Here is a 13,620-nt window from a genome sequence, read left to right on the forward strand (position 1 = left end):
ACTCCTCAATAGAGCGATTCTGGGTTAATCCCAAAATCAGTCTTTAGCACAAGTTGTTTCTCTTCAAAAGTTAAATCCGATTTTTGTTTTTCACCATTGTCAGAACGTGTTAATTGAGTGCCAGATAACGTGATTCGTCCATCTTGAGTTGCACGTGTAACCAAGTCAGCGTGTGTGAAAGAAGAATTTTTGGAGACTTGATTGAATACACACCCTTCATGAAAGTCTACGAGTTGTTTTGCAACAGTTGAAAATCGGTACAAAGTCTTTTCATCATCTCGAGTTTGACGAATCAAGTCATAACAATCATCTTCGCGTGATTCAACACGATATAAACCACTGTGATCTTTATGAGGTCGACCGTTTAGTGAAATTGGATGGAGTGTCGAGTCCCCAAACCCCACATCTACTAAGTAAGATTGATCAAGTTCTACAATGATAGCAGCATGCGTATCAGATTTTGCCCATGTCCCATTCGGTCTACGAACTGTAGCAGCTATCAATTTTGCGTCATAGCCCAACTCGCTCAAAAGCCAGTGAAATAAGCCATTCAACTCGTAGCAATAGCCTCCACGTTGTCTGCCAACAACTTTTTCGTATATGCTTTCAAGATTTAAGTAAATAGGTATTCGACGGATCACATCTAGGTTTTCAAACGGAATATGTTGCATGTGCATAAATTGTAATTCATCAAGTTGCTCGAAAGTAATTTCTTTTTTTGCTCTAGCGTGAAAACGAGCCAAGTATTTTTCTTTATTCATGAATAACGTCTCCTTTTATTTGAATAAATTTTATATTTAATATGAAAAATTATTCATTTATCTATTCATGAATAATTATGATACAATGAATAAAATAATGGTTAGTGCAGACTACTGACTTAATGAATAACTCTATTTATGACAGCAAGAAAGCAGGGTGGAGCAAAATGGTATCAACAACAGATGTGGCAAAATATGCAGGCGTTTCGCAAACTACTGTTTCACGTGTTTTAAACAAACCGGACCAAGTAAAGCGAACAACTTACGATCAAGTAATGCGTGCGGTACGTGAACTGAATTATGATGCAGTTGAAATCGAGAAAAAAGTTGCTCCTTTAGTCAAATTAACAACTATTGCCTTGATTGTTGATTCATTGGGTGATTCAGTTTATTTGAATGCAATGCCGTCAATCATTACCACAACGCAACAACAAGGTTATCAAGTAACCATCCATTTCACTACAAAAAAAGATGAACTTGACATGTATGAATTGATCTTGTCTAACAATCCTGCTGGGATTATTGTAATTTCTACTTTGCTTCAACAAGTATCTCACGAGAAATTAATGCAATCAACAGTTCCATTTGTCTTATTAAATTCATCAAGCATAACGAGTCGTCATTCGATAAGTTTGAATAATATCGAAGCAGGCTATTTAGCCACAAAATATTTAATTGACGCAAGACACGAAGAAATTTTTTGGGTAGGCGGGACTTTAAGCAGTCCATCTACAAAAGACGGATTACTTGGTTTTGTTCAAGCGTTTCAAGAAGCTCAGTTTAAAGTTGGCAAAAAGCACTTAATAGTTACTGACCTAGATAAATTTTCTTTATTTGATGTGTGGAAAGACTTGCAGGGATTACCAAATAAAGCAACAGCTATTGTAGCTGCTACAGATGAAATTGCTATTCAATTGATGGACTTTTACCAAAGAGCAGGTTACAACATTCCACAAGACATTAGCATCATGGGGATTGGCAATTCAGCGATTAGTGAACATTCATCGCTTGGATTAACGTCTGTGGGAACATCGACTAGTTTAGCGAATATAGGTCAAGAAACCGTAAAGCGTTTGCTTGATATCGTCAACAATAACCAAAACGAAGCTTTTCACGTAACTAAAGAAGTTCACGTCTACGAAAGAGCGACAACAGCAATTTTGTGAGGCCGTCTTGCAATTAGCGCAAACGGTATCAAAGAGCCTTACCGAGTTTATCGGTAAGGCTCTTTGCGTTTAGAAGTCAAGTAACTTTATTTTAGTTCTTTATGTGTGAATGGACATTTTCCTTTAATCGGTTCGCTATCGTCACCAATGAAAAATTGTTTCCACTCGTTGTGTTCAGGATCTCCAAAATGGCTAATGTCTGGATGTGTCGGTAAATGATCCCATGCTTCTACACGTTGACGCACTTTTTCACGCGACATGACGCCGCCTTTTTCCGTGCCTTTTAATCCTTCAAAAATGCGACGAGGTTGGAATCCCAGAACCATTGAATTTCCGAGGTCACGTGTTTTACGTTGCTTATATGCAGGGGTATTACCGAAGACAAAGATTGGTTCGCCTTTGAACGTGAAGTCCCATAAATAATGATCAGGATCACGTGGTGCGTCTTTTGGCCAGTCCATTTCATCTTCATCATGCAAGTATTGAAGAATGTCCCAAAACTGCTTACGGTATGCTTCTAGTGTGCCTTCTTGTTTAAACGGTTCAACAAAGATAAACAATCCGTGACGTTTGTGTTTAGGATCGTTGAATAAGCTTAAGAATGATTCAACCGCAAGCGGTAAATTACGCCAATCGTCTTGTGTAATGTAGGCATAACGCAATTCACCTTTGTTCTCCCCATTCATGCCGAAATAACATGGAAACGTCTTGTCGGTCACCGTATCATGAAAAGTTTTGTATTCAGTTAAAAGCCATTCAGGCAAATCTGTCCGTGTTGAAAAATCTTTTTTTGTGAGCAGAGCAGTATTAGTTGTAATCATTAAAAGTTCCTCCATCTTCCAATTGAAATAAATTCTTGTATTTATTCTTGTTCCCTAAGGGACGAAGAACAAAACAAAAACGACTGAAAAGTTTCAGTCGTTTGTAAGTATTTAAAAAGCACCGGATCCGCCACCACCACCACCCACGCCGCCACCAGATATAGAGCCTGATGCACTAGCTGAAGCGCTTGTGCTGGTATTGGCTGCGATAAATAGCCCGGTAAGTAGTACGGGGTTATAAAAGATGCCAAAGTTTGCGAAAGCCGTGTCGCTATATGCTTGTGTAAAGCGTTTTGTTTTTTCATTTGTCGATTTTTCGTCCGTACCAAGAACATAAGCGTAAGCCCTCATTTTTTCATCTGAAGTGAGCGCACGCCATTTGGAGTTATCAAGATTTTCCATTGCTAAACGTAAGTGTTTCCATTCCTCTCGAATGACATGACCTTCATAAACAAGTGGGGAATAAAAACAAAAAGCAACAAACAAGATACTAAGAACCAGTGCAGTTGCCATTAATAATAAGAGATTCATGACTCCGAAAAATACTGCTGAACCCATTAAAGCTAGTCCGATAAATCCGACTGTCCAGCGAAGTAAGAGAGGCTTACCATACAAATTATGTTGTTTCACTTCTGCTGCAACTTCTTGTTGCCATTGTGTAATTGAATCATTGTAAGCAGCATGATTGAGTTCGTTGTCTGTATAGTTTTTTAGATCTTGTGTTTTAAAAAACTCATCATCGCCAACTTTATCAAAAAGCAATTCAATTAAAACAGACTCATGATCAAATTCTGTCTTGCGATTGATCAAGCGGAATTGATCTTCTGAAAGTTGTTCAACATTCTTTTTGCGAACCAATTCCATTAAAGCCGCTGCCGTTACAGCAGGCGTTAAAATGGAAGACTGAGTGAAATACAAAGTTGCTGGAATGCTCATTTTTTGTTGAGGTACCAAAAACTCATCTGTTTTTGGTTTTGCTTGTTGTTTTGTTTTACGTGTCCGGTTCCAAGCCCATGCGGTCATGGCGAGTAGTAAGGCAGCTACAGCAGGTAACAGACTGGTGCCAATTGATCGACCGGTGTTTTGCCTTGTTGCAAACACCAAAGCTTCGTCTTCTAACCGTTCTTTTTCATCAGCTATCTCCATTTTGATCGAGCCATTTTGTTCAGACAGTGTAGGGAACAACTCTGCATCAAAAACAACTCGGACGTCTCCGTTAGCACCTGAAGGAACTTTGCCCATCGTAAAACGAACCTCACCTTTTTCTTTTAATTGACCTGTCTCATACGCTTCACCATAACCAACAAATTCTACTTGTTGAGTTGGAGCAGGGGGCAAGACCGTTATGACCATTTGTTCGTAGTCACTGTCATTGCGGTCATCGAAAAACGGCCAATAAAATTCAGCGCCATCTTCAAATTTTTCAACAGCGTTTTGAATCTCGTAACGCAATTGGATGGTTACAGTTTCGTCATCGCCTGAGCGGAATATTTTATACACATTGCCTTCACGTTCGACTTTTAACTTTTTGCCATTTTCTTCACCTGTGAATTTCTGAATTGCTGTACCATCTTTTGGTATGATTTCGCGACTGATTCCATTAAAGTCATCTTCAAACACATAAGTATGATTTTCTGTGACATCTACCGTTCCATCAGCATTAACTTGTGCCTCAATCAGTACTTCAGAAATGGCATACTCAACAGCCAGTGCTTGTAGGGGAAACAAAGTAAATAGAAATAGCGTGATCAACACTGCAAGTCTTTTTTTCTTATACATCGTCTTCACCTCTCTTTATTTACGAGCTAGTCTGTAAAAAAATTCAGAAAGATTAAATAAACGTAATTTAGTTTACTTTTACTATTAATTGTCTCTAACGAACGAGTGTCAACAAATTCTACAGTTAAAATTGATTGATATTCACCGTGAAAAGAAAAATGGAAAGGATTTTGAATGGAAGAGCATAGTATGAATTGCAGAAATCTCTCTTTCAAAAAAGTGAATTTTCACTTATTGTTGTAAGTATAACAAGAATTAGCACAATACAGCAAAAAACTAGAAAGTTAGCTGTTTTTGAATAAATGCACAGCGGATAAATACATCCGATGTGCAAGTTTATTGCGTATTTATTTCACTTTTACAAACTTGGCCATGATCGACCATCTGCTTTAAGACCACCAAGCAATTTTCTTCGACGAGTTTCTAGTGTTGCAAAGCTATTGGTGTATTCTTTTTCTGACCTTAAGGGAATTCCTACGTCGTGAAGAAAATGAAAGTTTGGCAGAGCTGGTTCAATTTCTGATGGTTGATAAATAGATTGTTCAAGTGCTTTTAAATACAAATCGACACTTGATCGCATTTCTTGTAAAAGCATTTGATTTGGATGGTGCAGCGTTGGAATTGCAAATTTAATAATACTCAACGTTTCGTCTAACACTGTTACAGCTGTTGGAACAGCTGTGTCAGTGCTGACAGAGTGGTAATAATGTAGAACAGGATAAGCGACGTGTTGAGCGGCAAGCGAGCTCAATTGGTCCGAAAAACTAGCAAGTAGCAAATCGAAATCGTGAAAATCTTCTCCATTCCATGCACTTTTTGTCAGTTCTTCCGCCGACTGACCTAATCCTAATACACTGGCTGCAAACGATCGCTTCATGGTGACTGCTCCCAAAATGGAAAGTATATAAGTTACACCAAATGTGATCAACAGCATACCCGTACCCGTTGCAAAAACTGAAACCATTTGTGCATTGCCTTCTGCTGGACTAAAATCACCATTGCCAAGTGTGAAAATTAAATAACCAGCAAAATAAATGCGGTCAAACCAAGAAATGGGATCTGTTCCTTGTGACGGAGAAATGCCTTGTTCTAATCCAGTAAAGACAAAAGTCCATCCAGCCCACAATGATAAAATCCACATTAATAAAGTCGCACTTAAAACAATCGGACCGGCTAAACTTAACAAGGTAGATTGTCCTCCACTTAACATTTTCATCACTTTCCAAATAAGCGAAGATAAGCGATTGGTAATTGGTCCTGCGCCACCGTCGACCCATAAAGTGGTCCAAATAAAATCAATAATGCATAGTACAACCAAAATAATACCAATAAGTAAGTAAACTGTATTCAACCAATCATTCCTTTCGTGAAAAACATTCTATTATGCAGAAAAGAGGAGAGTATTATGGAAAGTAAGCTTAAACTTAACATCGTCGACAGGGCTGAAGTACGCAGAGAAATTGACGAACTTACAAATCAAACCAGTCAAGTTGACTTGTCCAAATGGGCTATTAGCATTGCCCAACATGCATACTTAGCTTTGACAAACGACTTCCCCTATAAAGCAAAACTTGAAAGTGAAATAAATGTAAATAAACAGTGGCAACAAGGTCGAGCAACCGTTCATCAAGTGAGACAAGCCGGATTCAGCGTTCATAAAATCGCGAGAGAATGTGAAGATGAAACGACAAAAGCAGTGATAAGAGCTATTGGACAAGCAATTAGTACAGGGCACATGAAGGCTCACGCATTGATTGCTTCGGACTATGCCATCAAAGCAGTCGGGCTCTATTCGAACGACAATCTTCATCTAATTACTGAAGAAAGAACATGGCAATTAGCGGAATTGAAAAAAATCCACAATTAAGGCATGGACATTTTAGTTCAAAAAAGGAGTAGAGCAAATGAAAAAAACTTTGTATTGAGCCGCTTGGTTATCACGCTATTTCTTATGATACAGGGGTGTGTCAAAAAAGACGACTTTTTAAAAAGAGAAAACCAAATGACTAAACTGCAAGGAACGTGGAATGGAACAATTCAAGTGGCTACTTAATCATTGCCTATTGATGTCACATTTGACGACCCACAAGTTTATTTTGAAATGATGATTCAAAACCAAAAACTTACATTTGATAGAGCGCTTGACCAAGAAAGTATTTTAGGAACGTTCACACAATAAAGGCAATCTTTTAGGTTTGATTTAAAAAAGTCCAGAAGTTCGGAAACAGAGGAAATTGGGACGAAAATAGAAATTCCAGTAGCAGAAGAAACATGACAGCACTCGTCGTGATACCTGAAGGAGAAGGATCGTTTCCGGCAATGTTAATTTGGTCAGGTTCTGGACCAACGGATAAACATGGCAATTCGCCATTGATGACAGGAAATAATAATAGCTTTCAAATGGTAGCGCAAGCGTTAGCAATACAAGGAATTGCATCTATTCGTTACGATAAGCAAGAAGTCGGAGAAAACACAGCGCTAGTCAGTAAAGAAGAAGACTTGCGATTTGATGATTATGTTCGTGATGCGGTGGCTTGGATAGATTATGCTAGTACGGACGACAGCTTTAGCTCGATTGGCGCCATTGGACATAGTGAAGACTCTTTAATCGGGATGATTGCAGCAAAACAACAAGCATCGTCTTTTGTATCACTTGCAGGAGCGGGAAGTGCAGTTGATATGTGTTGAGCGAGCAATTAATCGCTCAATTACGAGAAAATCTACTTGCTGAATCAACTGACATCATCGAACAATTAAAAAGCGGAAAAACCGTGGATCGTGTGAGTCCAGAACTCACTCGTATTTTCCGGCCATCGGTGCAACCTTCTTTGATTTCTTGGGTAGCTTACGACCCTCAAGAAGAACTAGCAAAGTTAAATGTGCCACTCGCAGATGGATTGATCGAGAAAATCACCACATTCATAAAATAAGATTCAAACCTGGGTTCTGTCACTTCATGCGACGAGAAGACTTTCAGTAAAAAAATAAAAAACTCTTTATTTATCTTAAATTTTTGCTAAAATAAGAAGGCGAGTGGATTAGAAGCTTTCATAGACAAAGTCGGCCACTTTGCAAAAGGGAGGAAGAGTCAATTTCAAATAATTGGTTATGGTTGCCGGTATTGATTCTTGCGATGAATTGTATTCGCTATGTAGAAAAAATAATACATAGCAGTTTGGCTTTCCATCAAGTCGTTTTATTTTCATTGTATATCGTCGGCATCCTGTATGTGCTGTGGGCTATTTATAGAGGACAACGTATACCAAATAAACCAACAGGCAAACGATATTTTAAAACCTGATGCCTAACTAAAAACCGCTTGCCCTAAGTAATGGGGCAAGCGGTTTTTAGTTTTTTTGATCAAATGGGATAATGTTCGTCTTGTAATAAGTTGTTCAGTGCTTGTCTTTCTAAATTAATTTCGCTACGTGTTCGAAAACCTTGTTGGCGAATCAATAAGAGAGGGAGGCTCCAACCTTTTAACTTTTGTTGAAGCAGAAATACACTCAAAATACCACTGACAATTGCCCATTTTTTATGGGTAAGTGATAAAAGAAAAGTTGCTGCTGTAGCGGAAGCTAAACTAACCACCAATACTTTTTCAGCATGCGTTTCACTGTCGAGTTCAGCAATCCGTTGAATGATTTCTTCAGGACTTTTTCGTTTAAATTGATGAATGCGTGCTTCAGTTTGACGTTCAATTTCCTGATTGATGTATTCAGGTGTCTTTTGAGTTATGGTTGTTTGAGTTTGTGGCAAAGTGTCAATTTCTATAGACATGTTTAATTCCCCTGCTTTCGGTCTTTTCTTTTGTATTCCGCATTAACAGACAGTTAAACATCAGATCAGTAAAAAGCGTCTACAAACTCTATTAGGAACTTTCCGCTTAGGCGAGCAACCACCCACGAATCCGTTGTGGCTATTGTGAAACTCCGTAGCAGAAAGAAGAAAAGAGCATAAACATGATCGGCATCTTATGTTGTGTGCTTAGAAATAGTTGCTGTTCGCTTAGTTTACTAGATGTCAAATTTCTTCCACACTACCGGTAACACTTCTATCAATTCGTGAGCTAGCAACGTATGTGCAGAGCGTGTGGTGATCCATTCATCGGCACACGCTCCGTGAATATGAACTGCGTTTAAAACCGCGTGTTTCCAGTCCTCGTGGCAACACAGCATGCCGAGCATCATCCCAGTGAGCGTGTCACCTGAACCGCCTTTGGCAAGTGCGCTATTTCCTGTAGGATTGATCCACGTGTCGCCGTCTGGAAAAGCAACTACAGTCGAAGGTCCTTTTAGTACGATGGCGACTTGTAACTTTTGTGCCCATAAAGATGCATAATGACTGCGGTTGGTTTCTAAAAGATTGATATCGACCCCTGTAATTCGAGCAAATTCAGCGGGATGTGGCGTTAAAATAACAGGCGATTGTCGAGTCGGGTAACTTCTTTTGCTTAATGCACCGGCATCTAAAATAATGGGAATCTGGCTTTCAAGTAAAACCATTACAGCAGATTCTGTTGCACTATCTGGATGTGTTCCAGGTCCAATAGCTGCTGCTCGGTATGGATCTATTGAACTTTTACGCTGTGCGATTTGTTGTAAGCCGTTTTGTAAGTACGTCGCTTCAGGTAAACCCGAGACAATCATCGCGATTGCTTCGGGTTCAGTGGCAATTACTAGTTTACCTAAACCGCTCCGCATGGCACCGAGTCCTGCGAGAAGTGCAGCGCCTGGCATTTCTTGTGTGCCAGCAATTAATAACGCTGTACCAAAACTGCCTTTATGGCTGTTAGAGTCTCTTCTGGGTAGTGTTGATTGCACATGAGCAGTTGTCCACAACTGAGGTGTGGAGGGAATTAAAGTCATGTTTATTCCTCCCTTAGTTAGCTTCTTTATAAAGTTTAACTTATGCATAGCTTACTAATTGCTAAATCATTTATATGGAAATGCTTTATATAAGTAGTAAGCTTCACTTTTATTGTGAAACCGGTAGAATGTTCTTATCATCGCTTTTACTTACACTCAATTCTAGTCAAAAGGGGATAGAGAAATGAAAAAAACACAACCGGTTCAGTTAACAGAACGTATCCACATTATTGATGGCTTTGATCTTGGGTTATCAGAACGCACAGGTACGTATGTCATTAATGAAGAGCAATTAACATTAGTGGATACAGGACCAAGTCCTTCAGTTTCTTATGTTAAAAAAGGATTAGCTCTTTTAGGATTTGCGTTAGAAGATATTAAATACATAATTGTTACACATGTTCATCTAGATCATTCAGGAGGAGCAGGATTGTTGCTACAAGATTGCCCTAATGCCAAAGTTGTTGTACATCCTAAAGGTGCCCGGCATTTGAGTGATCCGAGTCGGTTAATTGCGGGTGCGAAAATGGTCTACGGAAAGCAATTTGCTCAATTGTTTGATCCGATTGTAGCAATTCCAGAAGACCGTTTAGTGGTATTAACGGAAGGAGATCAATTGACCATTGGCGCTAATTGTACACTCGACTTTTGGGATACACCGGGACATGCTAAGCATCACTTTAGTATTTATGATCCTGTAAGCAATGGCGTATTTGCAGGTGATACGGTTGGCATTCGCTACGAGCAATTGGCAAAAGACGGCATTGATTTGTATTTGCCTTCTACATCGCCCAATCAATTTGACCCACAAGCGATGCAACAAGCAATTGAACGTATGCTAAATGCAAAACTAAACGCTATTTATTATGGGCATTTCAGTAAAACAGATCAACCAGAGCGCGCCTTGCACCAAGTAGAACAATGGCTCAACGTATTCTTAGAAGAAGGCAAGTCCGCTAGTAAAGAAAATTGGACGGTAGAACAATTGGCTAGTCAGTTGTTCTACCGTGTTCAAGCACATTTGCAGACAATAAATGTACCCGACGATCACCTGGTGTATGCGTATGTGCGTTTAGACATGCAAGTCAGCGCTATGGGAATTTTAGATGCTTTATCCAAATAGTAAAAGTACATGATCGAATGCAGTAAATAAAATGAATAGAATTGAATAATTTGATGAATAATGAATAATGAATAATGAATAATGAATAATGAATATTTGGAAGACATTCTTTGCTAGAAAAAATTTCATCACTGTTTATCACATCGCCTGTTAAGGGTAAAGACAATGTATATGGATTTTATAACTCCGTTTACCCGCTATTTTTTAATGTGAAAAACAGTGTAACGGAAAATGAGCGAGAGGTGGCGTATTTACTATGCAATCATTAACTGAAAAAACTGCTTTTATTACCGGTGCTGGAAAAGGCATTGGACGCGCAACAGCAATGGCTTTAGCCAATGAAGGCGTTAACGTAGGCTTAATTGCTCGTACAGAAAATGATTTAAAAAAATTAGCAACAGAAATCAAATCGCTTCGTGGACGCGCAGCTTATGCGGTGGCAGACGTTTCAGATTTGGTTCAAGTAGAAGCGGCTGTTGCCAAATTAACAAATGAATTAGGAACGGCCGACATTTTGATCAATAATGCCGGCATCGGCACATATGGACCATTTTTAGAAATTGACCCAGATGAATGGAAACGCGTAATTGACGTGAATTTAATGGGGATGTATTATGTCACCAGAACGGTTTTGCCACAAATGATTGAAAAAAAAGGTGGAGACATCATCAACATCTCATCTAGTTCAGGTCTGCGCGGAACTGAAGGGTCTAGTGCATACAGCGCTTCCAAATTTGGAGTGCTCGGCATGACAGAATCGCTATCTCAAGAAGTGCGCAAGCACAATATTCGAGTGTTTGCTTTAACACCAAGTCGTGTAGTAACCGATCTAACCTATAAAGAAGGCGAAACTGCAGCAGACAAAAAAAAGTTCATGCAACCAGAAGATTTAGCAGAATACATGGTGTCACAACTAAAGCTGCATCCGCGAATTTTCATTCCGACATCAAGTCAATGGGCAACAAACCCATTTTAATATAAAAAACGAGCGAGGAATATTTCCTCGCTCGTTTTTTATTGATTTGACAGTTTTTTTACATAGTCTTCTACTTGTTGAGAAGTACCTAATGCTAAAATACGGTCTGTATGCTCAGCCATTTCAGCTTTTGATAATTTACTGATTTGTGAACGAGCTTTTAGAATAGATGAAGCGCTCATTGAGAACTCATCTAAACCAAGGCCGAGAAGAATTGGAATGGCAATTTCGTCTCCTGCCATTTCGCCACACATGCCCGTCCATTTTCCTTCGCGGTGAGATGCGTCGATTACCATTTTCACTAAACGCAAAATCGCTGGGTTGAATGGTTGGTACAAATACGACACACTTTCGTTCATGCGATCTGCAGCCATGGTGTATTGAATCAAGTCATTGGTGCCAATCGAGAAGAAATCAACTTCTTTTGCGAACGTATCAGCCATGACCGCAGTTGATGGAATTTCGACCATGATGCCGACTTCAATCGATTCGTTCACAGCTACGCCTTCACTTTCAAGCTTTGCTTTTTCTTCGAGTAACAATGCTTTTGCTTCGCGGAACTCATCGAGTGTTGCAATCATCGGGAACATGATTTTCAAATTGCCGTGAACACTTGCGCGAAGAAGGGCACGTAATTGCGTTCTGAACATATCTGGCATCTCTAAGCAAAGACGAATTGCACGCAAGCCGAGAAACGGATTTAGTTCTTTCGGCAAGTCCAAGTAAGACAATTCTTTATCGCCACCAATATCAAGTGTGCGTACTACAGTTGGTTTGCCTTTCATGCCTTTTAACACAGCGGCATAAGCTTCTGTTTGTTCATCTTCTGTAGGGAATGAATCGCGTCCCATATACAAAAATTCTGTACGGTACAAACCAATCGCTTCGCCGCCATTTTCAAGTACACCGGCAATGTCTTTAGGTGTCCCAATATTTGCGCCTAGTTCAACTGCTTGGCCATCTGCTGTAACCGTTGCTTCGTTTTTTAATACTGCCCATTCGGCTTTTTGCTGATCCCATGCTGCTTGTTTTTGTTTGTATTGTTCAATGACAGACTCTTCAGGATCCACTAAAATTGTACCGTCTAATCCGTCAACAATAACCATCATGCCATTTTGAATGTCGTCCATCGCTGTTTTAGCCCCGACCACAGCTGGAATTTCTAAAGTACGCGCTAAAATTGCAGAGTGGGAAGTGCGCCCTCCAATATCCGTAATAAAGCCTTTGACAAACTGTGCATTTAATTGAACGGTATCCGAAGGCGTTAAGTCTTCAGCAATGATGATCACTTTATCAGAAATCATGCTTGGGCTTTGAACCGTAACACCCAACAAGTGTGCTAGCACGCGTTTTCTCACATCGCGAATGTCTGCTGCACGTTCTTTCATGTAGTCGTTGTCCATTGCTTCAAACATCGCAATAAACATGTCCGTCGCTTCTTGTAGCGCAAACTCAGCATTGACGTTTTCTGTTTTGATTTTTTCTGTAATCGGTCCTATGAGTTCTGGATCACTTAATACGAGTAGGTGAGCTCCAAAAATGGCAGCTTCTTTTTCACTAATTTGTTCGGCGGTTTTTTTCTGGATTGCTTTAAGATCAGCGGTGGATGTAGTTAATGCATGTGTTAATCGCGAAAGTTCGACGTCAACATCCGAAATTGTGCGCTTGTCCACATTCAATACCGGATTTTCTAAACGAAACGCTTTCGCGATGGCAATGCCACTTGATGCTGCTATTCCCGACATCGTTGTTGTCATTCGTTTGAAATTCCTTGTGATTTCATCACGTCTGCTGCTTGGTCCAACGCTTCGTTTTCATCTTCACCGTCTGCTGCAATGGTAACAACCGAACCGCTTGGTATACCAAGAGACATAACACCCAAAATAGACTTTAAGTTTACTTTTTTGCCTTTGTGTTCGATGGTGACCTCTGATTTAAATTTCGATACCGCTCCTACTAATGCCGATGCGGGACGTGCGTGCATACCTGCTTCATCTGTAATTGTAAATTGTTTTTCGATCATGATTGTTTTCCTCCTTTATAGGTATCGTCATTTGCTTACAGTTGGAATCAATGGTGACTGATTTTGACTGTTTAATAAATTTAAATGACTTTTTTTGATTACT

At 39.6% G+C, this 13,620-nt stretch carries 15 protein-coding genes; 7 read left to right on the top strand and 8 right to left on the bottom strand.

Annotated elements, in window-relative coordinates:
* Window positions 1-5: 5 nt before the first annotated feature.
* Window positions 6-761: an arylamine N-acetyltransferase family protein gene (locus tag I858_RS07855; RefSeq protein ID WP_065524875.1), complete on the bottom strand. Its 756-nt coding sequence runs from the start codon at window positions 759-761 to the stop codon at window positions 6-8.
* A gap of 167 nt (window positions 762-928) precedes the next feature.
* Between I858_RS07855 and I858_RS07860 the strand changes: the two genes are divergently transcribed.
* Window positions 929-1,927 (top strand): LacI family DNA-binding transcriptional regulator, encoded by a 999-nt coding sequence (locus I858_RS07860; protein ID WP_065524874.1) that lies wholly within the window; start codon window positions 929-931, stop codon window positions 1,925-1,927.
* 86 nt (window positions 1,928-2,013) lie between these two features.
* Here I858_RS07860 and I858_RS07865 read toward each other — a convergent pair whose 3' ends face one another.
* From I858_RS07865 to I858_RS07875, 3 genes are all read right to left on the bottom strand, one after another.
* Complete coding sequence (locus I858_RS07865) at window positions 2,014-2,748, bottom strand: YqcI/YcgG family protein (protein WP_065524873.1); 735 nt, start codon at window positions 2,746-2,748, stop codon at window positions 2,014-2,016.
* A gap of 111 nt (window positions 2,749-2,859) precedes the next feature.
* On the bottom strand, window positions 2,860-4,527 hold the full coding sequence (locus I858_RS07870) for a DUF2207 domain-containing protein (RefSeq protein ID WP_065524872.1): 1,668 nt from the start codon (window positions 4,525-4,527) through the stop codon (window positions 2,860-2,862).
* 358 nt (window positions 4,528-4,885) lie between these two features.
* The gene (locus I858_RS07875; protein ID WP_065524871.1) at window positions 4,886-5,878 is read right to left on the bottom strand and encodes a potassium channel family protein; all 993 of its coding nucleotides are present in this window, start codon (window positions 5,876-5,878) and stop codon (window positions 4,886-4,888) included.
* Between the two features lie 54 nt (window positions 5,879-5,932).
* On the opposite strand from I858_RS07875, the gene I858_RS07880 reads away from it, so the two are divergent.
* The 4 genes from I858_RS07880 (at window position 5,933) to I858_RS07890 (ending at window position 7,457) form a co-directional block, all read left to right on the top strand.
* Window positions 5,933-6,394, top strand: coding sequence for a putative immunity protein (locus I858_RS07880; protein ID WP_065524870.1), 462 nt, complete (start codon window positions 5,933-5,935; stop codon window positions 6,392-6,394).
* A gap of 189 nt (window positions 6,395-6,583) precedes the next feature.
* Complete coding sequence (locus I858_RS17495) at window positions 6,584-6,706, top strand: hypothetical protein (RefSeq protein ID WP_275425621.1); 123 nt, start codon at window positions 6,584-6,586, stop codon at window positions 6,704-6,706.
* A gap of 92 nt (window positions 6,707-6,798) precedes the next feature.
* Entirely contained in the window at window positions 6,799-7,215 is a 417-nt protein-coding gene (locus tag I858_RS07885; RefSeq protein WP_065524869.1) for an alpha/beta fold hydrolase, read from the top strand.
* The gene (locus I858_RS07890; protein ID WP_157886492.1) at window positions 7,212-7,457 is read left to right on the top strand and encodes a hypothetical protein; all 246 of its coding nucleotides are present in this window, start codon (window positions 7,212-7,214) and stop codon (window positions 7,455-7,457) included. Before I858_RS07885 ends, I858_RS07890 begins: the two co-directional genes overlap by 4 nt.
* Before the next feature lie 430 nt (window positions 7,458-7,887).
* On the opposite strand, the gene I858_RS07900 is transcribed toward I858_RS07890, so the two are convergent.
* Both I858_RS07900 and I858_RS07905 read right to left on the bottom strand, forming a co-directional pair.
* The gene (locus tag I858_RS07900) at window positions 7,888-8,307 is read right to left on the bottom strand and encodes a hypothetical protein (RefSeq protein WP_065524867.1); all 420 of its coding nucleotides are present in this window, start codon (window positions 8,305-8,307) and stop codon (window positions 7,888-7,890) included.
* Window positions 8,308-8,543: 236 nt separating this feature from the next.
* Window positions 8,544-9,395, bottom strand: coding sequence for an NAD(P)H-hydrate dehydratase (locus tag I858_RS07905; protein WP_065524866.1), 852 nt, complete (start codon window positions 9,393-9,395; stop codon window positions 8,544-8,546).
* Between the two features lie 184 nt (window positions 9,396-9,579).
* On the opposite strand from I858_RS07905, the gene I858_RS07910 reads away from it, so the two are divergent.
* The gene (locus I858_RS07910; protein ID WP_065524865.1) at window positions 9,580-10,518 is read left to right on the top strand and encodes an MBL fold metallo-hydrolase; all 939 of its coding nucleotides are present in this window, start codon (window positions 9,580-9,582) and stop codon (window positions 10,516-10,518) included.
* Between the two features lie 256 nt (window positions 10,519-10,774).
* On the top strand, window positions 10,775-11,494 hold the full coding sequence (locus tag I858_RS07915) for a 3-ketoacyl-ACP reductase (RefSeq protein ID WP_065524864.1): 720 nt from the start codon (window positions 10,775-10,777) through the stop codon (window positions 11,492-11,494).
* A 38-nt stretch (window positions 11,495-11,532) separates the two neighbouring features.
* Here the strand turns inward: I858_RS07915 and ptsP are convergent, their stop codons facing one another.
* Together ptsP and I858_RS07925 are read right to left on the bottom strand one after the other, a co-directional pair.
* Complete coding sequence (gene ptsP / locus I858_RS07920; RefSeq protein WP_065524863.1) at window positions 11,533-13,251, bottom strand: phosphoenolpyruvate--protein phosphotransferase; 1,719 nt, start codon at window positions 13,249-13,251, stop codon at window positions 11,533-11,535.
* Window positions 13,248-13,517, bottom strand: a complete 270-nt coding sequence (locus I858_RS07925; RefSeq protein WP_065524862.1) for a phosphocarrier protein HPr — start codon at window positions 13,515-13,517, stop codon at window positions 13,248-13,250. Before I858_RS07925 ends, ptsP begins: the two co-directional genes overlap by 4 nt.
* Between the last annotated feature and the right edge of the window lie 103 nt (window positions 13,518-13,620).

The organism is Planococcus versutus, assembly GCF_001186155.3.
GTDB classification, from domain to species: Bacteria; Bacillota; Bacilli; order Bacillales_A; family Planococcaceae; genus Planococcus; species Planococcus versutus.